17 protein-coding genes and 1 pseudogene are annotated in these 25,171 nt (G+C 62.7%); 10 read left to right on the top strand and 8 right to left on the bottom strand.

The window, feature by feature from the left end:
- Window positions 1-199 (bottom strand): helix-turn-helix domain-containing protein (locus RMO18_RS09865; protein WP_309665621.1); only part of this gene is annotated, 199 nt, incomplete at its 3' end.
- A 312-nt stretch (window positions 200-511) separates the two neighbouring features.
- On the opposite strand from RMO18_RS09865, the gene RMO18_RS09870 reads away from it, so the two are divergent.
- The 4 genes from RMO18_RS09870 to hisG all read left to right on the top strand — a co-directional run bounded on the left by RMO18_RS09870 (window position 512) and on the right by hisG (window position 4,254).
- A complete protein-coding gene (locus tag RMO18_RS09870; RefSeq protein WP_309665594.1) occupies window positions 512-718 on the top strand; it encodes a hypothetical protein in 207 nt (68 codons plus the stop codon).
- Window positions 719-854: 136 nt separating this feature from the next.
- Entirely contained in the window at window positions 855-2,477 is a 1,623-nt protein-coding gene (hisS, locus tag RMO18_RS09875) for a histidine--tRNA ligase (RefSeq protein ID WP_309665596.1), read from the top strand.
- Window positions 2,474-3,574: an ATP phosphoribosyltransferase regulatory subunit gene (locus tag RMO18_RS09880; RefSeq protein ID WP_309665597.1), complete on the top strand. Its 1,101-nt coding sequence runs from the start codon at window positions 2,474-2,476 to the stop codon at window positions 3,572-3,574. The genes hisS and RMO18_RS09880 overlap by 4 nt, the downstream gene beginning before the upstream one ends.
- The gene (gene hisG, locus RMO18_RS09885; RefSeq protein WP_309665599.1) at window positions 3,571-4,254 is read left to right on the top strand and encodes an ATP phosphoribosyltransferase; all 684 of its coding nucleotides are present in this window, start codon (window positions 3,571-3,573) and stop codon (window positions 4,252-4,254) included. The genes RMO18_RS09880 and hisG overlap by 4 nt, the downstream gene beginning before the upstream one ends.
- A gap of 73 nt (window positions 4,255-4,327) precedes the next feature.
- Here hisG and RMO18_RS09890 read toward each other — a convergent pair whose 3' ends face one another.
- Window positions 4,328-5,200 carry a DMT family transporter gene (locus tag RMO18_RS09890; protein WP_309665601.1) on the bottom strand — a complete coding sequence of 291 codons (873 nt, stop codon included), beginning with the start codon at window positions 5,198-5,200 and terminating at the stop codon, window positions 4,328-4,330.
- Here RMO18_RS09890 and RMO18_RS09895 point away from each other — a divergent pair.
- On the top strand, window positions 5,185-5,655 hold the full coding sequence (locus RMO18_RS09895) for a hypothetical protein (protein WP_309665603.1): 471 nt from the start codon (window positions 5,185-5,187) through the stop codon (window positions 5,653-5,655). The genes RMO18_RS09890 and RMO18_RS09895 overlap by 16 nt on opposite strands.
- Window positions 5,656-5,832: 177 nt before the next feature.
- On the opposite strand, the gene RMO18_RS09900 is transcribed toward RMO18_RS09895, so the two are convergent.
- Window positions 5,833-6,261, bottom strand: coding sequence for a DUF1489 domain-containing protein (locus RMO18_RS09900; protein WP_309665604.1), 429 nt, complete (start codon window positions 6,259-6,261; stop codon window positions 5,833-5,835).
- 108 nt (window positions 6,262-6,369) lie between these two features.
- Between RMO18_RS09900 and RMO18_RS09905 the strand changes: the two genes are divergently transcribed.
- The 3 genes from RMO18_RS09905 (at window position 6,370) to RMO18_RS09915 (ending at window position 10,963) form a co-directional block, all read left to right on the top strand.
- Window positions 6,370-8,646 carry an adenosylcobalamin-dependent ribonucleoside-diphosphate reductase gene (locus RMO18_RS09905; RefSeq protein ID WP_309665606.1) on the top strand — a complete coding sequence of 759 codons (2,277 nt, stop codon included), beginning with the start codon at window positions 6,370-6,372 and terminating at the stop codon, window positions 8,644-8,646.
- A gap of 341 nt (window positions 8,647-8,987) precedes the next feature.
- A complete protein-coding gene (locus RMO18_RS09910; protein WP_309665608.1) occupies window positions 8,988-9,833 on the top strand; it encodes a porin in 846 nt (281 codons plus the stop codon).
- Window positions 9,834-9,934: 101 nt separating this feature from the next.
- On the top strand, window positions 9,935-10,963 hold the full coding sequence (locus tag RMO18_RS09915; RefSeq protein ID WP_309665609.1) for a substrate-binding domain-containing protein: 1,029 nt from the start codon (window positions 9,935-9,937) through the stop codon (window positions 10,961-10,963).
- Window positions 10,964-11,246: 283 nt separating this feature from the next.
- Here RMO18_RS09915 and RMO18_RS09920 read toward each other — a convergent pair whose 3' ends face one another.
- The 5 genes from RMO18_RS09920 to RMO18_RS09940 form a co-directional block, all read right to left on the bottom strand.
- On the bottom strand, window positions 11,247-13,496 hold the full coding sequence (locus tag RMO18_RS09920; RefSeq protein ID WP_309665611.1) for a cyclic nucleotide-binding domain-containing protein: 2,250 nt from the start codon (window positions 13,494-13,496) through the stop codon (window positions 11,247-11,249).
- A 118-nt stretch (window positions 13,497-13,614) separates the two neighbouring features.
- On the bottom strand, window positions 13,615-18,522 hold the full coding sequence (locus RMO18_RS09925; protein ID WP_309665613.1) for an AAA family ATPase: 4,908 nt from the start codon (window positions 18,520-18,522) through the stop codon (window positions 13,615-13,617).
- 24 nt (window positions 18,523-18,546) lie between these two features.
- Complete coding sequence (locus RMO18_RS09930; protein WP_309665614.1) at window positions 18,547-21,444, bottom strand: lipoxygenase family protein; 2,898 nt, start codon at window positions 21,442-21,444, stop codon at window positions 18,547-18,549.
- Window positions 21,445-21,653: 209 nt separating this feature from the next.
- The gene (locus RMO18_RS09935) at window positions 21,654-22,553 is read right to left on the bottom strand and encodes a DMT family transporter (protein ID WP_309665615.1); all 900 of its coding nucleotides are present in this window, start codon (window positions 22,551-22,553) and stop codon (window positions 21,654-21,656) included.
- Complete coding sequence (locus RMO18_RS09940) at window positions 22,550-23,413, bottom strand: DMT family transporter (protein WP_309665617.1); 864 nt, start codon at window positions 23,411-23,413, stop codon at window positions 22,550-22,552. Before RMO18_RS09940 ends, RMO18_RS09935 begins: the two co-directional genes overlap by 4 nt.
- A 209-nt stretch (window positions 23,414-23,622) precedes the next feature.
- Between RMO18_RS09940 and RMO18_RS21115 the strand changes: the two are divergent.
- Together RMO18_RS21115 and RMO18_RS09945 are read left to right on the top strand one after the other, a co-directional pair.
- Window positions 23,623-24,006: pseudogene (locus tag RMO18_RS21115) on the top strand (leucine-rich repeat domain-containing protein); the annotation flags it as partial.
- A gap of 255 nt (window positions 24,007-24,261) precedes the next feature.
- The coding region (locus RMO18_RS09945; RefSeq protein WP_309665619.1) for a hypothetical protein at window positions 24,262-25,171 on the top strand (910 nt) is incomplete at its 3' end.

The raw sequence follows: 25,171 nt of genomic DNA on the forward strand, positions 1-25,171 counted from the left end.
TGCCGTCAGCTTCCAGTTCGCGCAGATGCTGGGTCAGCATGCGCTGTGAGATGGCCGGCATCATCCTGCGCAATTCGTTCAGCCGCCTTGACCCGCCGCGCAGATGGTACAGGATCAATAGCTTCCAGCACCCACCGATCACCTGCAAGGTTCGTTCCACCGGGCATGCCCCGGGGGTTAGACCCATCACAGTATCCATTTCGATCCAACCTCTAAAAAACTGCGCACTTACGGCATTGCGTTCACGGTGCCATATCGACGGGACCGATGCAAATGAGCGGCCTAGTTCATCCCTCGCGTCGCTCTTGCCGGCCTTGCCGACGCTCGGCAAACTGCCATCGCCTGCGCGGTTTCCGCCGTCGGATGGACGGTTGCCGGCACCAGTAGCACCACGCAGGATGCCCACCGCGCCTACATTGTATCAGGCGACGGGCTGGGGTGTGCCTTCGAGGGTGCCTTTGCCGTCGTCTTTACCCTGCCACGAAATCATATCCTGGACCGGACGCTGCGGATGGCCGGCACTATCGCCTCGGCAGATGTGGTCGGCAAGTCGATCCGTCTGAGCGGTGCCAAAGCACTCGCGGGGTCACAAATGGCGGCACTGCTGGTGGCGCACCTGAAGCGGCCGGTGTCCGGATTGCCGGGCTTTGCGCCCATCTGGCTGATCATCCCGAAGCGATGCGCGATGGCGCGGCCGGGGTGGCCGGTTTGGGCGTGACCCCGGAAAGCTTTCCTACCTTCATCGCCCGGCACGGCAAGCCGCCGCCCGGTTGATACAACGGGGGCCGATGCGGCGCTTGTCGCGGCCCCCCCCATCCGCTAAGGCAGGCCCGACTGTTTCGAAAGGCATCGCCATGGCCAAGGATAAACCCGCCCGCCGCCCGCAAGCCGAGACGCCGAAAGGCTTTCGTGACTATTTCGGCGCCGAGGTGACCGAGCGAAAGGCCATGCTGGACGCGATTGCCGAGGTGTATCACCGCTATGGCTTTGACCCGCTGGAAACCTCGGCGGTGGAGACGGTTGAGGCGCTGGGCAAGTTCCTGCCCGACGTGGACCGCCCGAACGAAGGTGTGTTCGCCTGGCAGGAAGCCGGAGCGGAAGGTGGGGACGCCGATTGGCTGGCCCTGCGCTATGACCTGACCGCGCCCCTCGCCCGCGTGGCCGCGCAATATCGCAACGACCTGCCGTCCCCCTACCGCCGCTACGCGATGGGCCCGGTCTGGCGCAACGAAAAGCCGGGACCGGGGCGGTTCCGGCAGTTCTACCAGTGCGATGCGGATACGGTAGGATCAGGGTCGGTCGCGGCGGACGCCGAGATTTGCGCGATGCTCGCCGATGCGCTGGAAGCCGTGGGGATCAAGCGCGGCGACTATGTGGTGAAGGTCAACAACCGCAAGGTCCTGAACGGCGTGATGGAGGTCGCGGGCCTTGCCGGTGACGACAAGGAGACCGAGCGGGGGATTGTGCTCCGCGCTATCGACAAGATCGACCGTCTTGGGCCTGAGGGGGTGCGGGCGCTGCTGGGCGAGGGGCGTAAGGACGAGAGCGGGGATTTCACGAAGGGGGCAAGGTTGGGTGAACGCCAAACCGATACAGTCCTAAACTTTGTTTCCGCCCGCGCTTATGCTGTTGACTACGTTCATTCGTCCGCCGCGGGAAAGCCCGGTCCCGGATCGTTTGAGGCTGCTCGCGATGCTCATATGTTTGGCTTTGATCCAAGCTCTCTTCTCGACGGGTCGGAAGAAGCTGCGAGTCTTGCAAATCGCGAAACCCTAACAAGGCTGCGGAACATTGTTGGCCCGTCCGCAATTGGACAAGAAGGTGTGGAAGAGTTGCAAGCAATTTCCGCCCTCCTCGCTGCCCAAGGCTATGGCCCTGACCGCATCGTCATCGACCCGGGCGTTGTCCGTGGCCTCGGCTACTATACCGGCCCGGTCTATGAGGCGGAACTGACCTTCCAGATCACCGACGAAAAGGGCCGTCCGCGCAATTTTGGCTCGGTGGCCGGTGGCGGGCGGTATGACGGCCTAGTGAAGCGTTTCACCGGGCAGGATGTGCCGGCGACGGGGGTTTCCATCGGGGTGGACCGTTTGCTCGCGGCGTTGCGGGCCAAGGGGCGCAGCACGGGCGATACGGCGGGGCCGGTCGTGGTGACAGTGATGGATCGCGACCGGATGGCGGATTACATGGCGATGGTTGGTGACCTGCGGCAGGCGGGCATCCGGGCGGAGGTTTATCTGGGTAACCCGAAGAACTTCGGCAACCAGTTGAAATATGCCGACAAACGCGGCTCACCCGTCGCGGTCATCCAGGGCGGCAACGAGGCGGCTGCGGGGACGGTGATCCTGAAGGACCTGATCCTCGGTGCCAAGATCGCCGAAAGCGCCACGCTGGAGGAATGGAAAGATCGCCCCGCGCAGATGGAGGTGCCGCGTGCCGATCTGGTGGCAGCAGTTCGAAAGATGCTGGGGCAATGACCCCCAAAGCCGCCATCCGGGCCGAAGCTGAGCGGTTGCACGCTGCCTTCGTCGCGGCTGGCGCGGTGCCGGTTGAAGCAGATGTCCTTCTGCCCGCCGAAACGCTGCTGGACCTTTACGGCGAGGACATCCGCGCGCGGGCCTACACCACGCATGACCCGCTGCGCGGCGAGATGATGTTGCGCCCGGATTTTACCGTGCCGGTGGTGCAGGCGCATATGTCCCACGGCGCCGATCCGGCGCGGTACTGCTATCTGGGCGAGGTGTTCCGCAAGCAGGATCGGGTCTCAACGCGCGCGTCGGAATACCTGCAGGTCGGGTTCGAGGTGTTCGACCGGTCCGCACCAGAGGCTGCGGATGCAGAAGTGTTCGCCCTGTTTCAAGGCATGCTTGCCGATCTGAACCTGCGCCCCGCGACCGGGGATATCGGCATTCTGATGGCCGCCGTGCGCGGCCTTGACACCACGCCGCGCCGCCGGGCGGCACTTCTGCGCCACATCTGGCGACCGAAACGGTTCCGCGCGCTGCTGGACCGGTTCGCCGGTCGGGCGCCGGTGCCTGTTGCCCGGGCGCGTTTGCTGGAACGGCTGGCCAAGGGCAGCCCCGACGCGTTGATTGCAGAGGCTGGCAGTTTTGTCGGCCTGCGCTCGGGCGACGAAATTGCAGCGCGCGCCGGGGCGTTGCTGGCGGATGCGGAGGCCAAGCCGATCTCGGCCCTGGAGGCGGCGCTGCTGTACGATCTGCTGACGCTGGAAGCGCCAGCTGTGGCAGCACTGGCGCATCTGCGGGGGATCGCGCCGATGCTGCCTGCCATTGCCCCGGCAGTGGAACGGTTTGCCGGGCGGCTGGATGCGCTGTCGGCGCGCGGGGTGGATGTCAGCGTGCTGCCGTTTGAGGCGAGCCATGGGCGCACCAGCCTTGAATACTACGATGGCTTTGTCTTCAGTTTCCATGCCGCTGATCCGGCCTTGCCCCCGATTGCCAGTGGCGGGCGCTATGATGCCCTGACGGCGGTGCTGGGGCAGGGCGAGTCGATCCCGGCGGTGGGCGGGGTTATCCGGCCGGGGCTGGTGGCGCGGCTGAGGGGGCACGTATGAACGGCTCTGGCATGATCAAGATCGGGGTGCCTTCGAAGGGGCGGCTGATGGAGCAGACCTTCGCGTGGTTCGGCGCGCGCGGGCTGGCCATGCGGCGCAGTGGGGCGGAGCGGGAGTATTCTGGCGCGGTCGAGGGGATGGAGGGGGTGGAGCTGGTTCTGCTGGCCGCATCCGAGGTGCCGCGCGAACTGGAGGCGGGGCGGATCGATCTGGGGGTCACCGGGACGGACCTTGTGCGCGAGGAGCTGGCGGACTGGACCGGGGTGGTGGCTGAGGTGGCGCGGCTTGGGTTCGGACAGGCGGATCTGATCCTCGCGGTGCCTGCGGTCTGGGTGGACGTGGACACGCTGGATGATCTGGATGCGGCGGCGGCGTTTCGGGCGGCGCATGGGTTCCGGCTGAGGATCGCCACCAAATATCACCGGCTGGTGCGGGAGTTCCTGACGGAAAACGGGGTGGCCGATTATCAGCTGGTCGACAGTCTGGGGGCGACGGAGGGGACCGTGAAGAACCTGACCGCCGAGGCGATCGCGGACATCACCTCATCGGGGGAGACGCTGCGGGCGAACCATCTGAAGGTCTTGTCGGATGGGGTGATCCTGCGGTCCGAGGCGGTGCTGTTTCGGGCCAGAGCGGCGCGGGTTGATCTGGGGCCGTTGCTGGGGCGGCTGGGGCTGTAGGGGGTTGTCCACGCGTGGACAAGGTTTCACCTACAGCAAAATCAATGACTTAGAAATCAAGATTCATCAAGTGTTAAGCTTTGGCGCGGCTGACCATGGCCACGCCGAGGCCTGCGAGGGCCAGACCGGCCCAGCCCAAGGGCGGCATCGCCTCGCCCAAAAGCGGCCAGGCGAACAGGGCCGAGAGCGCGGGGACGAGGTAGAACAGCGCCGAGACCCGCGCCACCGCCCCGGCGCGGATCATTGCCAACAGGAGCGTCATCGCCAGCAGCGAATTGCCGATCACGAGGTAGGCGAGGACGGCGACAAATTCAGCGTTCCACGCGACGGACATGTCTTCGGTTGCCCAAGCCACGGGCAGGGTGAATGCGGCGCCAACGGCGTATTGGATCAGGTTCGAGGTGACCGGATGATGCGTCACGCCGAAACGTTTTTCCCATAAGGTGCCAGCGCTGATGCCGAGAAGGGCCAGCACAGTGCAGACGATGCCGAACGCATTCTCGGCGGCAATGGTGGAGCGCCCGAAGACCACCAGCGCCGCGCCCGCAAGGCCAAGGGCAAGGCCGACCCAGCCCTTGGCCGAGACCCGTTCGCCAACAAGGGCAGGGGCGGCCAGCGCCACAAGAATGGGTTGCAGACAGACGATGATCGCCACCCCGCCCGCCGAGACGCCGGATTTGAAGGCCACATAGCACAGGCCGAAATAGACCACCTGGATGAGAAAGCCGGTGATCGCAACATCGGCCCAGGCGCGGGGTGTTTTCGGCATCGGCGGTCGCAGGATCAGCGCCAGAGGAATGAGCAGGACCAGCACACAACTGTAGCGCAGGGCGAGCAGGGTCAGCGGTTGGGCATGTTCCAGCCCCAGTTTGGCGATGGCAAAGCCTGCCGACCAGAGGATCAGAAAAATGACCGGAGCGGCGAGGATCAATGGACGCGGAAGCATGTGGCAGTCATCGCGCGGCGCGGTGGGAATGGAAAGAGTGGTTGATTTTCTTGCTGGGCTCCTATGTCTGGAGGATAGTCAAAAAATGGAGATGGCTGATGATGACTCGTCTTGTTCTTGCTGCAGTATTTGTGACGGCGGCGCTTCCGGTGCTGGCTGATACGATGGCCACCGGTGCCGAGATCATTGCTGCGATCAGTGGAAACACGGTGCAGGGAGGCATGAGCGCTTCGGGGGCGTATATCGAGTTCTATGCCAAGGACGGCAGCATCAAGGCCGCCGATTACAGCGGCGAGTGGTCGGTCAAGGGTGATACCATGTGCTTTATCTATGAAGGCGAGAGCGAAGTTGACTGCTGGAATGCACGGATCAAGGGCACAGCGATAACCTGGGTGCAGGACGGCGTTGACGGCGGCAGCGGAACGATCCAGCCGGGAAATCCGAACGGTTATTGAGCACCATGATCTGAATTCGGTCTGCGTGTTGGAACCGGGCGCGGGGGTTTCACCCCCCCGCGCCGCCTTGGCAGAGGCCAAGCCGGCTTCCCCCTTGGGATATTTGGCGAAGAGGAAGCCAATTTTAGTCAAATTTTAGGGGTAGTCTCGCGGCTGTGGTGCGGTTCTGCGGTTTGCCTAGCGCAGCCCGATTTCGGCAAGGGCCTGGGCCAAGGCGGGTGGCAGGGCTTCTTCCCGTTCCCGGCCCTTGACCAGATCGCGGGGGCTTTCGCCGGGGTCGAGATAGCGCCAGCCCTGGAACGGGCGGCGGGCGGCGGCTTCGGTGCGGACGATCGCGGCATCGAGGATGATGGCGCAGCGGGTGATGCCATCGCTTTCGGTCACCTGTTCAAGGCCAAGGATGCGCTGGCGGCATTGGATGATGCCCTTGATCACCCAGTAGAGCGATCCGCCATCGAGAATTTCGGCCTCACGCTTGGGAAACATCCGGGTGACGTGGATGGCGCGACCGGGCGGCCAGCGGTGGCGTTGGCTGATCTGCCAGCCCTCGTGGTCTTCCACGCTGTCGGAGCCGACGCTGAGCTTGAGGATGTTGATAAATACCATGCGCGAAACATAGCTTCATCGCTGGTGAGTGCAAGTTGACCAGAGGGGGGCATGCGCGTATCTTGTGGGTTCGCCCGACTTATCCACAAGTTCAAGGACCTCGCCCCCATGTCGCGATTCTCTGCGCCCATTGCCGAAGCCATCTGGGACATGAAGTATCGCTTCAAGGCGGCCGATGGCACACCGATTGACGGGTCGGTCGAGGATACCTGGCGGCGGATCGCGCGGGCGCTGGCCGAGGTGGAGGCAGACCCCGCCAAGTGGGAGGCGGAGTTCTATGCGGCGCTGGAGGGGTTCAAGTTCCTGCCCGCCGGGCGGATTACGGCGGGGGCCGGGACGGGGCGGAGTGTCACGCTGTTCAACTGCTTTGTCATGGGGACCATTCCCGACAGCATGGGCGGCATCTTCGATGGGCTGAAAGAGGCCGCGCTGACCATGCAGCAGGGCGGCGGGATCGGCTATGATTTCAGCACCATCCGGCCGCGGGGCGCGGAGGTGAAGGGGGTGGCGGCGGATGCGAGCGGGCCGCTGTCGTTCATGGATGTGTGGGATGCGATGTGCCGCACGATCATGTCTGCGGGATCGCGCCGTGGGGCGATGATGGCGGTGCTGCGCTGCGACCATCCCGATATCGAGGCGTTCATCGAGGCGAAGAAGGACCCGGCGCGGTTGAGGATGTTCAATCTTTCCGTGCTGGTGACCGATGCGTTCATGGCGGCGGTGAAGGCTGATGGGCCGTGGGATCTGGTGTTTGACGGACGCGTTTACCGGACGGTGCAGGCGCGCGATCTGTGGAACAGGATCATGCGGTCGACCTTCGATTTCGCCGAGCCGGGGGTGATCTTCATCGACCGGATCAATGCGGCGAACAACCTGAACTATGTGGAGACGATTGCGGCGACCAATCCTTGCGGCGAGCAGCCATTGCCACCTTACGGAGCGTGCCTTCTGGGGTCGATCAATCTGGCCAAGCTGGTCTGGTATCCGTTCGAGGAGCGCGCGCATGTCTGCAGGACGTCGCTTGCGGCACTGGTGCGCACCGCCGTGCGGATGATGGACAACGTGGTGGACACCAGCCGCTTTCCGCTGCCGGAGCAGGCCGCAGAGGCGCAGGCAAAGCGGCGGATCGGGCTGGGGGTCACGGGGCTGGCCGATGCGCTGTTGATGTGCGGGCTGCGCTATGGGTCCGACGAGGCGGTGGCCGCGACGGAAGACTGGATGCACGCGATTGCGCGCGAGGCGTACCTTGCGAGTGTGGATCTGGCGAAGGAGAAGGGTGCGTTTCCGCTGTTCGAGGCGGAGGGGTTTCTGGCCAGCGGCAACATGCAGCACATGGACGAGGATGTGCGCGAGGCGGTCCAGGCGCATGGCATCAGGAATGCGCTTTTGACCTCGGTGGCGCCGACGGGGACGATTTCGCTTTATGCGGGGAATGTAAGCTCGGGGATCGAGCCGGTGTTTGCCTATGCCTATACGCGGAAGGTGCTGCAAAAGGACGGGTCGCGGACCGAGGAGGAAGTGGTCGATTACGCGGTGCGGCTGTGGCGGGAGAAGTTCGGCGATGCGCCGTTGCCCGAGCATTTCGTGAACGCCCAGACCCTGCCGCCGCTGGACCATGTGCGGATGCAGGCGGCGGCGCAGAAATGGGTGGATTCGTCGATATCGAAGACGATCAACTGTCCGGTGGACATCAGCTTCGATGATTTCAAGCAAGTCTACATGGCCGCCTGGGATCAGGGCTGCAAGGGCTGCACCACGTATCGGCCGAATGAGGTGACGGGGTCGGTGCTGACGGTGTCAGAGACATCGGACAAGGTTCCGGCCGAGGCGCCGCAGACGTCGCAGGGCGGGGAAGTGGTGTATCTGTCGGCGCCATTGGACCGGCCAGGCGCGCTGGAGGGGCAGACCTACAAGGTCAAGTGGCCCGGGTCGGAGCATGCGCTGTACATCACGATCAACGATATCGTGACAGCGGGGCATCGCCGCCCGTTCGAGGTGTTCATCAATTCCAAGAACATGGAGCATTTCGCCTGGACCGTGGCGCTGACCCGGATGATCAGTGCGGTGTTCCGGCGGGGTGGGGATATCTCGTTTGTCGTGGAGGAGCTGAAAGCGGTGTTCGACCCGCGTGGCGGCGCGTGGATGGAGGGGAAATACATCCCGTCGATCCTTGCGGCCATCGGCGGGGTGATCGAGCGGCATCTTGTCGATATCGGCTTTATTGCCGGGGAAGGGCTGGGGCTGAAGTCCGACCCGAAGGCCGAGGTGTTGCGGGTCGGAGAGGCTCCGCGCGGGAAGGCCTGCCCGGCCTGTGGGAGCTATGATCTGCTGATGGTGGAGGGGTGCCTGACCTGCGGGTCGTGCGGGCATTCGAAGTGCGGTTAGCCAGCCGGAAGCGGCCTTCCGGGCGTGGCCAAAGGCACTGAAAGCTGGCCTTGGTATAGCAGAATCGGCGGATTTCTGGCCGAGTGATTCTGCAGTGCCCGGACAAATCCCTGACTTGGGGGAAGTGCGGAATTTGGCCGAAATATTCCGGTTTCAAAGATCACACATTTATCCTATAACAATGTTACAATATGTATACAATGCATTGAATTAGATACATAAATGTGGCTTGCCTGCATCAGTTTCAGCCGTCTTGGGAACTTCTGCGGCACCCCGTTTCGGGCCAGTGCGGCCTCGGCTAAATCCCGCCGGGTGAACACACTGATCTTCCAGGGGGATACATGAAGAAGCTTTTAATCATCTCTGCCGTGATTGCAGCCGCTGCCGGCGCTGCGCAGGCAGACGTCGCATTGTCGGGCGATGCACGCATGGGCGTGACGTCAACCGACGGCGGCAAGACCTTTGCGTTCTCCAGCCGGGCGCGCGTGCGCTTTACGCTGTCGAGCGAGGCTGACAGCGGGCTTAAGTTCGGTGCGCAATTCCGTGTGGCTGACGCTTCGGCGGCCAGCAAAGGCACAAGTGGCACCGTGTTTCTTGATACACCGAAGCTTGGCAAACTGACGATGGGCGATGCCGAGGGCGCAGCGCAGGCTGCGGTCACGCAGTTTGTGGCCATTGGCTATGACGAAACCGGCAAACTGCAGGAATTTGCCTTCCTGACGGGCGGCGATACCAGCAAAGGGATCGACGTGTTGTACACCTATGCCAAGGGTCCGCTGTCGGTGAACCTGTCGATGGGTGACCCTGGCACCGCGTCGGGCAAGGACGATGCAGCCATTGGCGTATCTTACACAACCGAGTTCTGGAAGGTCGCAGGCGGCTACGAAGACAACGGCACCAACACCCAGACGGTTCTGAGCGGGTCCTACGGCAACGGTCAGTTCGAGGTGAAGGCCGCATACGGCATGCGGGATGACGATGCCGACCAGTATGTCGTCTACGGGACGTACATCTTTGGTCTGAACACGGTGACCGCGTTCCACAAGAAGGACTTTGCCGACGTCGAGACCAACGGCATTGGCATCCTGCATGATCTTGGCACCGGCCTCGCCCTGTCGGCAGGTTACGCCAAGAAGGACAACGGCAGTGATGCGCTGATCAACGTTGGGGCGACGATGTCGTTCTGAGGCGACAGCGAAAATCTGAAACCTGACCGGCTCGGGGGGAATTGCCCTCCGAGACCATCCCTCACGGGGCCAATGCGCCCCTTGTCATCATGGAGATGCCAATGTCTTTCCTTCGTGTCGCCGCGGTTGCGGCTGCGGGCTTTGCGGCCTTTACCTCTGGCGCGGTTGCCCGCGATCAGGTGCAGGTGACCGGTTCGTCCACCGTCCTGCCCTATGCCATCATCGTGGCAGAATCCTTCGGTGAGAATTTCAACTTTCCCTCGCCCGTCGTCAGCGGTGGCGGCACAGGCGTCGGCATCAAGACGTTCTGCGATGGCGTCGGCGAAAACACCGCCGATATCGCCACCGCCTCGCGCCCGATCAAGGCGTCGGAGCTGGCGCGCTGCAAGTCCAATGGTGTGACGGACGTGGGCGAAGTGCGGATCGGCTATGACGGGATCGTGTTCGCTTCGGCGATCAATGGCCCGGCGTTCAAGTTCACCCCGTCGCAGTGGTACAACGCTGTGGCCGCCGAAGTGGTGATCGACGGCAAGATTGTCCCGAACCCCTATTCCAAGTGGTCGGACGTTGACCCGTCGCTGCCGGCGCAGGAAATCCTGGCGTTCATTCCGGGCAGCAAGCATGGCACACGCGAAGTGTTCGACGTGAACGTGATCGAAGCGGGCTGCAAGACCTTCAAGGCTGACAAGGTGATGTCGCGCCGCGCTGGTGGCGACAAGGACAAGACCAAGGCCGCCTGCATCGCGATGCGCACCGATGGCCGTGTGGTCGAGATTGACGGCGACTACAGCGAGACGCTGGCGCGTCTGGCTTCGGACAGCAACGGCGTTGGGGTGTTCGGACTGGCGTTCTACGAGAACAACCGCGACAAGCTGCGTGTGGCCACGTTCAAGGGCGTGACGCCGTCGCGCGAAACGGTTGCCTCGGGCGAATACAAGATTTCGCGTCCGCTGTTTCTGTACGTGAAGATGCAGCACATCGGCGTGATCCCCGGTCTGGCCGAGTTCGTGACCTACTTCGTGTCAAGCGAGATGGCAGGGGCTGGTGGCCCGCTGGAGGCCTATGGTCTGGTGCCCGATCCAAAACTGTCGGCAACGCAGAAGAAAGTCACCGGTTTCGCCGCAAAGTAAGGACGTCGGAACCGGGCGGGGGGTGACTTTGCCTTGCCATGATGACGGCATTGGGCCCCGGGGGAGACCTCGGGGCCTTTGGTTTGCTGGGGCAGACTTAGTTGCTGATCGAAGGCAGCGTTGCGCAAGGTCAGTGCCAGCGCCGTGTGATGCGGGCAAGCGCCTGCGCTGGGGGTGTCGTCGAGATTGGCACGGTTGACGGCGATCACTCGGCGAGCCCTTGCTTTGGCGTGTGGCTGTTGGCGGGCGGGTGTCTCCAGCAGTCGGGCCATAGGTGCTGATGTTAGAGTGTCAGTCCCTGATCGGTTGCGTTGCCGGTCTGGATATAGGTCAACAGGCTGTTTGTTTGCGCCAGCTTGACTGCCAGAGAGCGTCCGAAGATCGACATCATCAGCGCGGCCAGATCACGGTCATCAGCCTCTATCTGGCGAATGGTGGCGGACGCGAGGCACAGCACATCAGCGGTTTCTTCACAGATCACGTTGGCGTTGCGCGGGTGGCCGGTCAGACAGGCAATCTCGCCAACAATCGCGCCTGGCGCCATCGAGCGCACGCGGATGCTTTTGCTCGCGGTTTCAGGCAAGTGGACAGCCAGGCGGCCCGACACCAGAAAATACACATCCAAGGACACTTCGTTTGCGTGGATCAGGACTTCACCCGGGATCAGGTTTCGGTGCTGCATATGGGCAATCAACTCGGCGGTGCGGGGGTGTTGGCGACCGAGATCAAACAGCGTGCGCGCGATATCATCGAGGCGATTTGCGGTGCCACTTTCAACCAACAGCAGGGTTTCGCAGTGTTCAATCGCCGCATCGAGGGTGAGCCAGTGTTGAAAGTTGGGGCCGTTGCTGGCGCCGCCGCCGGGAGCAAGGTGCAGGCCCCAGCGCTGAAACAACTCGAGCAGGCCGGTCGAGATGCCCGTTACATGCGCGGTGATCTGGTTGGCCGACAGTATTTGCAGCAGCTTGTCCAAGGCAGCGCAGGCCGACGAGTCAAAGCTGTGAACCTCGGCAAAGTCGATGATGACGGCTTGGATCTGTTCGTCCGAGCTGGCGATCTTGCGCAGGTTCGAGATCAGCTGTTCGACCGATCCGAAGAACAGCGGCCCTTGCAGATGAAGGATTGGCACGCGGTGGCCTTCGCGCTGCAACTCTTCGCTGTCCAGCACGCTGCGGTCGCGTACCGAACGGCGTTTGGCGACGTTGGTCGCTGAGCGCAAAATCGGCAGGCGGATCGCGGCGAAGGCAAAGCCGATGAGGGCGAGCAACAGCCCGATGCCGATTGCAGGCAGGATGCCGAGGGTGGCCGTGGCCAGAACGATCGCGACGACAATCAGCCAATCGACCAGTGTCAGGCGTTTTCGGGTGCCGAGGAGCCATTCATCCAGCATCGACAAGCCGATGAACATCAGCATCGCGCCGGGAATGAAGCTTGGCACCACGGCCACGATCAGCGGAGCCACAAAGACCGCGCATAGCAGTATGGCGGTATGACCAATCAGCAGGGCGCGCGGGTTGACCAACAGCTTGGCCGCGATCACCGAACCCCCGCCCTGGACAAAGCTGGTAAGCCCGCCAAACCCGCCGATGAAGATGTTCGCAAGCCCGGTGACGCGCAGCTCCCTGTTTTCATCAATGTCGGCGCGGGTCGCAAGCTCTACCCCCGAGGTGTTGAGCAACATCCCAATCAGATTGAGTAACACCACCGCTGCGATGGTCGGTGCCACATGCGCGACTGCCAGCCAAACAATCATCCCCAGCATGGCAAAGCCGACCTGGCCAGTTGCGGTTTCCCCGACTGCGGGCAGCATGCCCAATGCGACCGCCTCTGCATGATCAATTCCGATGATCGCGGTGGTGGCATAGTAGCTGATGATCGCCAGCAGGATGATAATCAGAACCGGGCTGGCGCCAGACCATATGCGCATCGCGATGATCATGGCGACGGCCATCACCATGGCCGGAAACAGCCGCAGCTCGATGGTCGGGTCAAGGGCCGCTGTTCCGATTGTGGCGAAGTGGGATTGCCCGGTCAGGACGGTGAAGGCTGCAAACACCAGCAAAAAGCCGGAACTGGCGAGAAACCCCGCCGCAACAGGATAGGGGAACATGCGTACCATGCTGCCCAGGCCCAAGCGCCCGATCAGCCAGAACACTGCGCCAGAAGCGACTGCCGAAACCCCGATGGTGGCAAGGGCGGTCGCGACCTTGGCCTCGGCAGGCCCGGTGACCATACTCGCGGCCAGCGCGACTGCGGGGGCCAGGATCGAAATGGTGGTATCCTGAGCGACGGCCAGCCCAATGCGGAAACCGCCGAAACGAAACAGCACCAAGGTGCACAGCATCGAGGCCAGAATGAACAGCGCAGTGGCCAGCCCAAGTCCCGCGACCATGGCCCCGCTGAAGCAGATGGTCGCCAGTGCCAGGCAATGGCCGATGACATCGACACCAAGAATCAGGCCCACCAGCGAAGACTTCAATGGACCTGTTTCCAGATGCGGGTCTGAAGCAGGCCGCGCGCTCAGTGGCGGCATCAGTGCTGCTGACAAGATTATCCCCTCGGAACAGGGTTTTCCCCCTGTTAAATCTTCATTGCCCTGACGCTACGCACGAGGGGTGATCGCAAGCAATATGCAGATTTGTGCGTGGCGCTTATTTTTCTACCATTCTTTCGATTCCGGTCCAGTTTCCGTCTTGTTGCAAGCGGTCAGTTCTGGCGCAGCGCGCCGCAAGTCGTTTTGTCAGCGGATCATCGGGGGCAAGGGTCGCGGCACGGCCAAAGGCGGCGGTTGCCAAGGCAATATCCCCGGATCTGTAGTGCGACAGGCCGATGGCGATGTCGGCTGCGCCAAGCGTCTTCTGAATGCGCAGGGGTTCGGGGTCGGCGTCAAACACTTCGTAAAGCGAAACCGGGGTGGCGCGCCCTGCCACGGCGACGCGGTCAACCTCACGGAGGCAAAAGCGGGCGGGGTCGGGCAGGGCATCATGGGTGGTGTCGGTGATCAAAAAGCCAAGGCCGTAGTGTTTGGTCAGGGTTTCGACCCGGGACGCCAGATTGACGGTGTCGCCCAATACGCCGCATTGCAGCCGGCCGGCAGCACCGATGGTGCCAAAGATCAGATCACCCGTTGCCACGCCGATGCCGATCTGGACGGACAGACCTTCGCGTGCCTGCCAGTCTTGCAAAGCCCGCAGCATGGCGATGCCGGCGATCACCCCCGCCTCGGCGCCGCGTTCAAACACCGCCATCACCGCATCGCCGACAATGCTGTCGATAAAGCCGTTGCCTTCGCGCACCGGGGGTTCCATCCGGGCCAGAAAGCCGTTCACAAAATCCATCACCTGATCAGGTGGCATCGCTTCAATCAGTGGGGTGAAGCCGCGGATGTCGGCAAACAGAATTGACGAGGTGCCGCGCACGTAATCACCAAGGCGCACATCGAGGATCGAGGAGCGGCCCAGCATTTCAAGAAAGCTGTGCGGCACAAACCGCGCATGAGCCGAAGTCAAATCCGCCTGTCGTTCCAGCGCGCCCTGCAGTTGTTCAAGCAGGCGGCCATTCTCAAGGGAGATCGCGGCCTGCGCACCCAAGACCTCGACCAGACTGGCGCGATCTGGGGTGAACGCACCGCGCAGATGCGGGTTTTCCAGATACACCACCCCGATCACCACCCCGCGCGCAATCAGCGGGGTGCAGAGCACCGACTGGGGCAGAACGGATGCAAGATAGCGATCGGTGGCAAAGGCTGCCTCGGTGCTGATCTGGGCGCGGGCATCGGCCAACACTATGCTTTCGCCGCTGCGAAACGCGAGATTGGTCAGTGAGGCTGGATAGCCGGACCCGTTGCCTGCAGGACCCACCTCCGCTGCCAGACGCAAGGTGCCAGCTTGGGCCAGCAGCAACACACCGCGCGTCGCGCCGGCGTTTTCAACAATGCAGCGCAGGATTTCAACCGCAATTTCAGCGACGCTGGTGGTTTCGGTGATGACAGCGGCGGCCTGCAACAAGGTGTCGCCGTCAAGCGTGCCGGGCAGCGGTTGCCCGATGGCCCGCTGACCGGGATCGAGCGCCAGGTCCGGGTGGCGCCGGGCCAGCAGCCTTGCCCATTCATCGCCGCCCCATTCACGGTAGGCGGCCATCGCTTTTTGCAGCGTATCGCGGGCCTGATCGCGTGCGCCGTGGTGCAGGTAGAAAAGACCAGCCCGCTCCAGCCCGAAGGCCACATCATGGAGTGCCCCGGACTGCCGGGCCATCGCGACGCCTTGGTCAAACAGTGCCATGGCCGTTGCGGTCTTGCCCGCGACGGCTTCTTCTTCCGCCTCGATCAGCACGGCGCGGTGGGCGTGGGTTTGCGGCACCAGACGGGCAAGCCCACGCAAGTGGCGGCGCAGAACGGCCGCCTTGGCCCGAAACAGCGCGCGCGTCGGCACCGGTTTTGCGCCCGATGTATGGAGCAGGGCAATTGCCAGATAGAATTTGTAAAATGGCTGATATGCCATCGATGCGGTGCCATGATCATTTGCCTTCATGCCAAGGGCTTGGCGGTGCACCTCGGGGTAGTCACCTTGCATCAGCGCTTCGAGCATCTTGTATTTGTGATAATAGGCGAGCGACGTGGCATCCTGACCCTGAGCCCAAAGGGCGGTGCTTTCGATCTCGTCAAAGGGTTGGGAAAAGACCTGCCCCCGCATCCGGTGCAGACTGCAAAGCGCCATTGTCATGATGCGGCGGGTCTTTTCGTGGCGCACGGCAGTGACGGCAGCCAAATGGTCTTCAAGATAGCCAATGACCCGGTCCAGTGGCAGACCCGCCATCAGCGCATAAGAGCCGTGGCCATAGCGGCAATAGCCGTGGGTTTCGACTTCGCCCGCCGCCAGTGCCGCCTTGATTGCATCGGAAAAGATGCCAAGGCAGTCAATCAACGGCGCGGCCCAGTGCTTGATGAAGCCTGCATGGTTGAACAACACCCGCGCGGTGATGCTTTGCGCATCAAGAAGCGGGATCAGTTGGGTCGAAAGTTCTGCCAGGTCAACGGCGCGCTTTGGCTGGCCCAGAACAAAGGCGTGCAGCATGCCGTAGATCGACAAGCTGAAGGGTGTGTTGGGCGAGTTGCCGTGGATCATCGACATGCGCGTCGAGCGCACGGCGATCAGCGGCAACAGCGTCTGCGACGTGAAGTAGGCGGGCGGGCTGAGCAGCACCAGGACCCGCATGATCGCAAGTCTGCGCGGATCGGTCAGGCGGGGAAGGGCGAGGATTTTCGCATCGCTCAGATTGCGGCCGACGAATTTGGTCAGCGCGAAGGAGGCAAGAAACCGTAGCGCGCTGGGTTGCATCGGCATCGTGGCGTCAAGCAGGGTCAGCGCCTGCGCGCCTACGCTGATCGCCTGCAGATAGCGCAGTTCCGAATTGTGCAGCAGGATCATCAGTTCCAGCACCGCGACCCGGTCAAGAATGCTGAGATTTCGGGTCAGCAGCACCGCGGCCATCGCTTCGGCTTCGGGAATTTGACCCAGCAGATACGCAATCTTGGCGCATTCCATATCGACCAAGAACGCCAGATCGGGGTCTGCCAGCCACACATCGCCCGCCACCGTATGAGCCGCAGCGCGGAAGTATCGTTGCGCCGCCTGATAGGCGTTGGACGCCATGCTGCGCGCGGCGGAACTGAGCGACAGATCGCGCAGCCGCGCCAGCGGGCCGGCGTCCAGATCACTGATCCCCGCGATCAGGTGATCAGTGGTCTGGATGAGATGCGCGTCGTCCCCCTCGTGTTGCGCAAGCAGCAGACTGCCCAGTCGGGCATGGATACGGCTGCGCGCGCCTTCGTCAAGCATGGCGTTGGCCGCCTGTTGCACACGGTCATGCAAGAACTGATAGCGCGTGACGTCGCCTGTCGGCCCACGTTCGGCCACGCCAAGCGCATCGGAATCCAGCGCATCGGACAACGCGATGGTGATGCTTTCAGCCGGTTGGCCGGTGAATTGCACCAACAGGCCGGTTTCAAACTGCGTCCCGATGCAGGCGCCAATCTGCAGCAGGTTTTGCACCGCAATTGGCAGCGCGAGAATGCGTTCGGCCACCAGATCAACGACGTTTTCGGTAAACACCTCAGCTTGCGCATCGTCGGCATCCCAGCGCCAAATGCCGGTCTGGTCGTCATGGAAGATCCGGCCCGAACGCACCAGCGCCAGCAGGAACTGGCGGATGAAGTAGGGGTTGCCTGCGGTTTTGCGCGCAATGATCGCGGCCAGTGGGGCAACGTCGGCAAGCCCGGTGCCAAGTGAAGTGGCAACGAGGGCCACCACTTCGTCATTCTTGAGGGGGCGGACGGTCAGCGCGGGCGGCAGCCCTTCGACCTCTTGCAGCATCAGTTGCAGCGGGTGATCTGCGCCCACCTCGCTGTCGCGGTAGACGGCCAGCAGCACGATATCCCGAAGGCCGGCATCCATTAGCATCAGCCGCATCAGGCCAATGGACGCGGCATCGGCCCATTGCACATCGTCAACAAACAACACCAACGGGGCGTCCGCACGGGCAAGCGCACCGAGAAAACGGCGGAACACCAATGAAAAGCGGATCTGCGCCTCTTTCAGGCCGAGGGCGGGAACCGGGGGTTGCGGCCCGATCAGCGCCTGATAGCGCGGCATGATGTCGAGAAGGACCTGCGCATTCGGGCTGAGCGCGTCGAGAAAGCGGTTGCGCCACACCTCAACCGACTGCTGATCGCCTGCCAGAATTTGGCGCAAAGCCATGTCGAAAGCTGGCAGGAACGCCGAATAGGGTCGTGTCCGGTCCAGTTGATCGAACTTGCCCTGGATCAGCCGGGTCTGCGGCGGCAGAGATTTGGCCAATTGGACGACAAGGGTTGATTTGCCTGCACCCGAAGGCCCGGTCACCCGCACAATGCGGGGCACGGTGCCCGAAACACCGGCGGCCACCTGGGCGAGCAGGGCAGCGAACACCTCGTCCTGGCCGTAAACCACCTCTGGCAAGTGCAGCTTTGGCTTGATCACATCGCCAGAAAGCGCGGTCTGAACCTCGGCCGCAGATTGGGGTCTGGCCTCGGGGTCTTTGGCCAGCAGGCGCGCGATCAGGTCTGACAACGGCTTTGGCAGATCGGGTGCGAGGCTGTGGGCGGGGGGTGGTACATGCGTCAGATGCAGATGCAGGCTTGCCGCGGCGCCCGACGCGGCAAAGGGCTGCTTGCCGGTGGCCAGTTCGAACAAGATCACCCCAAGCGCGTAAAGATCGGCACGGTGATCGGTGGGGTGGGCCAGGCGTCCGCTTTGTTCCGGCGCGTGATAGGCGTGGGCCGGAACCTCGCCCCCGGCCACGGGATCACCGAGCTGGCCTTGGCTGAGATCACGGCTTACCCACAAAACCTCTGGGCGCAGTGCGAGGTGAAGGCGGCCTTCCGCGTGCAATGCCGCCAAGCCATGCGCCCAGTCCGCCGCAAGGCGCGCAAGGACTGCCGCTGGCAATTGGCCCTGCATCTGGGCGCGCAACGGCACGAACGCCGGTGCCGGGGTTGATGACGGGTTACTGGCTTTGGGCATCGGTTCTTTGCGCTTTGGCTGCCTTCAGGCGGTGATCGAACATGCCACCTGTTTTGGGTTCAAATACGTGTATGGCACGGCAAGGCTGGCATTTCGCGCCTCAATCTGGGCTGACAAACGATGCAGATCCTGCCGAAAATCGGTGATGATCGGCAAGACCTCGTCAGAGGCGGCAAAGAAGCTGTGCGGGAACTGGCCAAGGGGCATTTCGGTGCCGCGAGACAACAGCCGCACCATGATGATCTGGATGGACGCGGTTTCGAAATCTGGCATCGCCTTTGCCAGATCGGCGTCGCGCCATATCTCGGATTTCGCTTTCGGCGGCGCGCGGTACATGGCGCCCGGCGTGTTGGGGATAAAGCCGTAATAGTCATATTGGCCGTTGTTGCCCGCCGCATGACCTGCCGAAGCCGCATAGATCAGCCGGGTCAGCAACTCGATCAGGACAGTGCGATCGATGAAACCAGCGTCGCCGCCGGGTAACCCGCGCACAGCGCCGCCGGTATTGCTGCGCATCTCGTGGTGGAAGGCCTGCAACTCGGTATCGGCCAGCACGTCGGCGTCGCTTTGGTAGAAGTGGTGCACCATGTTGGTGACATAGCGGCCCATCACCTTCCACAACTGCAACGCGTCGTCGCGCCAATGATAACCCGGCAAAGCGGCCACGTCGCCAACCCCGCGCGCGGCAATATCGGCGGGAATGTTGTGGCGGGCGAAATCCCAGTGGTCCCACCAGCCACGCGCCAGCAATTCAAACGCGCCTTTCGCGCCGATTGCCATGGTCAGATCAATCGGCCCGCCGGGGGCAAGCATGACCGTGCGCGCGCTTTTGTTTACCGCCATGGTGAATTCCAGATGCGGCGCCAGCAACTGGTGAACCGGGTGCGCCCGAGACAGCGTCCGGTTCACGGCAACGTCGAACACTTCGATGATCAGATGACCGTGTAGCAGATGCTCGATCACCTCATGAACCTGCGCGTCTGCCGATTGGGCAAAAGTCTTGACCGCGAGCCAGGTGCCCGGCGGATCAAGCGGGGTAAAGATCGGTCCCTGTTCGGCGGTCTGGTAAAGCTGAATGGCGATGGGGCGCAGCTGCTGATCCGCGCCGACATACATCAGGACGATCGGGCAGCACAAATGCTTGCCCGGCTTGACGGAAATGCCTTCGAGAATACCGTAATCGCAGACATAAAGCCGCTTTGCCGCAATGGCGGTGGCGAGAGTTTCCTCTTCGTCCAGAAGACCCTCGACCAGGGCATCGGTGACCGGGAAATGCGCCGGGATCTTGTCAAACCGGGTTATGATGCCCGGGTTGATCCCATCCAGCCTCTGGCGGGCGAATTCGACGTCATCGCGCCATCGCGCCATCGACAGGGGTTTGTGAAAATTGCCGAGGATCAGCAGCTTGTAGGCATCCAGCCCGCGCCAGGCGAGAAGCCATTTCTGCACAAAGCCAAGCACAATGGACACCACCGAAGAGCCGATGATCTTGTACATCCGGCCCAAGATATAGGGCGTGTAGTTTTCCTGCGGTGGCAATGACTTCACAAAGGGCGGCAATGGCAGTTCAACGGTTTTGCGCGCCTTCGGGTCGGATTCGTAGATCTTGAAGACCTGCCGGTACCAGGCCAAGGGCCGCCAAGGGCGATCCGCGCGCGCTTCGGTGCGGAAAAAGCCGTGGATGAATTGGTACATCCCGCGCTGCGCCTCCAGCAACTGGGCGCGCACCATCTGGCGGGCCAGCGGGTCTGATTGCGGCAAGGACGGACGCATGTAGACATCATCGGAGGTGATGGCGGCAGTGGTGTGATCGGCATATTCGTCGGCGGTGTCGGTGCGTTCGTCAGGGATGGGTTTGTTCTGGCCAAAGATGCTGTACGCCCAAAGGCGGGCTTTGCGCGGCCACATGCCGCCCAGACGCAGGTAGTCGATCGACGGGCCATCGGTGTATCCGCGCGGCGGAATCGTCTTCAGCGTCTTGGGCAGGTTGCACAGCGAAAACAGGCACAGGTTGCCCTCATGATAGCCTAGCGCGTCGGTGATGGTGACTTCGGCGACAGGCTGCCAGGGCTGCAGCGCTTCGTCCCAAGGGAAAAGCGCACTCAGCTCATAGTCGCGGTCACAAACCGAGGACCATTCAAGCAGCTGTAGCTGCAAGACATAGTGCACCGGACCGCGCGTCAGGCGGGCGCGATATTCATCCTTGAGGTAGTTCTTCGACAACGCCTCGTTCGGCAGCGGTTCTTGAAACCATGCGTCGCCAAGATCAGCCTCGGTTGGCACACCGTCTTGCGGCAAAGCATCGACCTTCGGGACAAGGCGGAACTTGGCATAGCGTTCGCGCCCGTCTGTGGCGAAAAACTGCAGAGGGGTCTGGCTGTGGAAATGCTGATTTGCAAAACTGTTGGGGTCGCGGCGCACGGCGGAGCGCACGTTCCAATAGCAGCGCGGATTGCGCATGAAATATTCAATCAATTCGGCCCGCCCGCCCCGCATCTTGGCGCGGGTGAATTGCCAGAACGTATCCATGTTCCAAAACGGCCCAGCCACACCAGTGTTCATCAAAAGATCAAGCGGGCTGTTGATCGGCGCGTCGGCAAACTTCAAAGAGGCAGACCGCACGACCAGCGAAGCGTCGTCCAGAAAGCTGACCGCAGCGTGGCGCAGACGGCAGGGATATTCGCGCCCGCCGACGAAGAAGTCGTTGGCGGGAACCGCGGGGTTGTCCAGCAGCACCACCCGCCCGCGCACAACGAGGCCGTTCTCGTGACTCATCCGGACGCGGTTGAACAGCGAATTGGTGGTGATGATGATGATCATGAACACCCGCATGAACCACATCATCAAGCGGCTGGTGCGGAACCGACCCCAAATTGAAGACCAGATATCGCTGAGCACTTCGATCAATGCGTCACCCACCATCAGTGTTTTTTTGCTTGGGTAACGTAACGTCAATATCTGGCCATGTATTCACATATTTGCGAAGTTTGTGCTGGTCTTATGCAAGCCAAGCACATGGCGATGCTGCTAGTTTTGCACGGGGAGCGGCCGGCATTGCCCTGATTTGGCGCAGCGCAAGCTGGCCTGTTGATCATTGCTGCAGATCCGCAAGCGCCTGCACGGCCGTTTGATCAGACCGGCAGGGCCGCCTGTTCGCGGACCCGTTGGCGCCACAACGTGAAGACCCCGGCAGCCACCACCAGCCCTGCACCGATGGCGACGTTGATGCGCAATGCCTCGCCAAACACCGTAAGGCCGATCACCGATGCAAACACCAGTTGCAGATAAGCGAAGGGCTGCACGGCGGATGCTTCGGCGACGGCGTAGGACTTGATCGACAGCCAATGGCCAAGAACCGCCATACCACACAGCGCGGCCATCCAGCCCCAGTCCGGGGCGGTCATCGCCTCCCACGACCAGATGCCGACCAAGGTCATCGCCAGCGCGCCAACTGTGCCCGTCCAGAAGAAGCTGACAGCGGTGCTGTCCCTGCGTGAGACATAGCGGGTGAGCAGGCTATAAAGCGCGAACAGCACGGCGGCGAGCAAGGGCACCAGCGCCCAGGGCGAGAACACCGCAAAGCCCGGTTGCAGGATGATCAGCACGCCGACAAGGCCGACGACGATGGCCGTCCAGCGCCGCCAGCCGACACGTTCACCAAGGATCGGGCCGGAGAGGGCTGCGACCAGCAGCGGGTAGCAGGTGAAGACCGCATGCGCCTCGATCAGGCCGAGGTGGACGAAGCCTATGACCATGACGCAGATCTCGGCCACCAGGATCACGCCGCGCGCGGCCTGCAGCCACGGGGTGGCAGACCGGGTGGCGGCGCCGAGGTCACCGGGGGCGCGGGCGGTGATGGCGATGACGAAGGCCGCGAAGAACCAAAAGCGGATCATCACGATCATCAGCACGTTGTATTCGGCAGCGAGGTGGCGCGAGATGCCGTCTTGCGCGGCAAAGACGAAGGTGGTGGCGATCATCAGCCAGATGCCGAGGCGGGTGTTCTGCGGCGCGCTTTGGGGGGTGGTCATCGGCGCTCCAGCGACAGGGCGTACAGGCCGGCGGCGACGATGACGGCGGTGCCGAGCGCGACCAGTGGGGCCAGGGTTTCGCCATAGATGGTCAGGCCGATCAGGGTGACGAAGACGATCTGCAGGTAGGCATAGGGCTGAACGCGGGCGGCCTCTGTCGCCTCGTAGCATTTCAACAGCAGCCAGTGCGAGAAGATCGAGAGCACGCAGTAGAAGGCAAGAAAGATCATGTCTTGCGGGGCGACGGGTTCAAGGTTCGGCAGGCCAAGGCCGGTCATCAGCACCGCGCCGATCACGCCGGGCCAGAAGAAGGCGGGGAAGGTGGGTTCGTCCCGCGTGGTGAGGCGGGTGAGGACGGAATACAGCGCGAACATCAGCGCGGCGGCGAAGGGCAGCAGGGCGGGCCACGAAAACAGGCCAGAGCCCGGGCGCAGGATGATGAGAACGCCCGCGAGGCCCGTAGCAACGGCGGCCCAGCGTTGCCATGAGATCCGCTCCCCCAGGATCGGGCCGGAGAGGGCGACGATCAGCAGCGGGCAGATCGCAAACACCGCATGGCTTTCGATCAGGCCGATCAGGGTATAGCCCCAGACGATCAGGCAGACCTCGGTGACGAGGAGGGTGGAGCGGATCAGATGCGCGCCAAGGCGGTTCGAGCGGATCGCGGCACGGGGGCCTTCGGGGCGGCGCAGGGCGAGGACGATCACGAAGGCGGCGAAGGCCCAGTAGCGGATCATCACGATCATCAGGGTGTTGTATTGCCCCGCGAGGTGCCGGGAGAACCCGTCCTGCGCGGCAAAGGCGGCGACGGCGGCGATCATCAGGAAAATGCCGCGGGTGGGGTTCTTGGAGAGGGTCATCGTGGGGGCTTCGGTAGCATGGGCGGCGGGGAGGTTACAGGGGGGCCGTTCGGGGGCCTGTCCACGCGTGGACAAGGGGTGGGTGTACAGGATTTCAATGGGTTAGGGGTGTGCTGTTAACGATTTGGTAATTTTTGGCGGGGGTTGCGGCAGGGCTTGGCGCAGGTCATGCTCGACAAGCGGACCGGGACGGCCGCAAGGGAGGCGGCATGGGAGGCGGCATTGGAAAGGCGGAAGAGGCGTTCGAGGAGGCGAGGCGGCGGATTGCGGTGGCGAAGCGGGACGGGGCGGAGGATCTGGACCTAAGTCTTGAGGGACTGAAGTCGATTCCCAAGGAGATAGCGGGACTAAAAGCACTGAAGGGTCTCTACTTTCTGGGTGCCAGAATTTCGGACCTTGACCCGATTTCAGACCTAACTGGGCTGTCGAGACTTCTTCTTGAGAACACAGGAGTAATCGAGCTTGGACCGATTGCACGGCTAATAGGGCTACGCTGGCTTGAGCTTGGAAACACTCGCGTGACGGATCTTTCCGCCCTCTCCGGTCTGATAGAATTGACGTCGCTTGATCTCTCTCATACGCGCGTGAGCGATCTCTCGGCGATCTCCGGGCTGACCAAGCTGGAACGACTTGATTTTTCCCGCACTAGTGTGAGTGACCTATCGGTGCTTTCCGGGCTAGCAGGGCTAACCAAACTCACTCTGTCAGCTACAAGTGCGAGTGATCTATCCGCAATTTCTGGCCTGACCGAACTGGCGTGGCTGTCCCTTTCTGGCAAGGGAATCAGAGACATTACCGCAATCTCCGGGCTGAGAGGGCTTAGGGGCCTCGATTTGGTCAGCACGGGCGTGAGCGACCTTTCAGCGATCACCGGGCTGACGAGAATCGAGAGGCTTGATCTCAGCCAGACTGCCGTCGGGATGGCTGATCTCAAGAAGCTTGTCGGGATCAAGAAGCTTGTGAGCGGCCCTGGTCCGGACACCAACCCACAGGAGTTCCGGGGGCTGAGGTTCGGGGGGTGCGCCGCGACGCGGGAAGATGCGCGGGTGGCCGAGATTTCGCGGATCGAGGACCCGTCAGAGCGGGCGCGGGTGTTGTTTGAGTATCTGGAAACCTGGGTGCCGCCGATCCCGCCCGAATTGCCGGAGCAAACGCACCGCGGGTTGCGCTATCGGGTTGGGCCGAGTGGGCTGGTTGATTACGATCCGGCCTCGTCTCCGGGCCTTGCCACCGCGCAGCAGCGGCAGTTGCATGCGTTTCTGGTGGAGGATGCGGGGCAGGTGGCCGGGTTGTTCGGCAGTGGGCACAACCAGCCGTTTGCCTATGTCAGCCAGAAGCTGGGGCGGTATGGCGCGGGGCTAGGGGCAGCGCTGGAGGAGATCAGCCCGGCAATCGTCTGGAAGGTTGGCAATGACCTGCGGCTGGCGCTGGCGGCGGACGGGGGGCGCAGGCCGGGGGATATGACTAACCGGCCTGCGTTCGACGTGGATCAGCGGGCGGGGCTGGAGGGGTTGGTATCCACCCACAACGCCTTGGTGTCATTGCATCCTGATCTTGCAGCGCTGGACGCGGTGGCGGTGGACCCGGCGCAGCGGCATGTGGTCGAGCGGGACCGCGCGCTGATGGAAGCAGCCATCGAGGCGTTTGCGGCGCAGACCCGGCTGATCCTTGTGGAAGTAGTGCGGGACTTGCGCGACCTGCATGACGAGGCGCTGGGCGAAACGCGGGCGGCGATCCGGGCGATGCGGATCGAGGAGG

Origin of the sequence: Tabrizicola sp., from assembly GCF_031377265.1 — a bacterium.
GTDB lineage: Bacteria > Pseudomonadota > Alphaproteobacteria > Rhodobacterales > Rhodobacteraceae > JAUYQR01.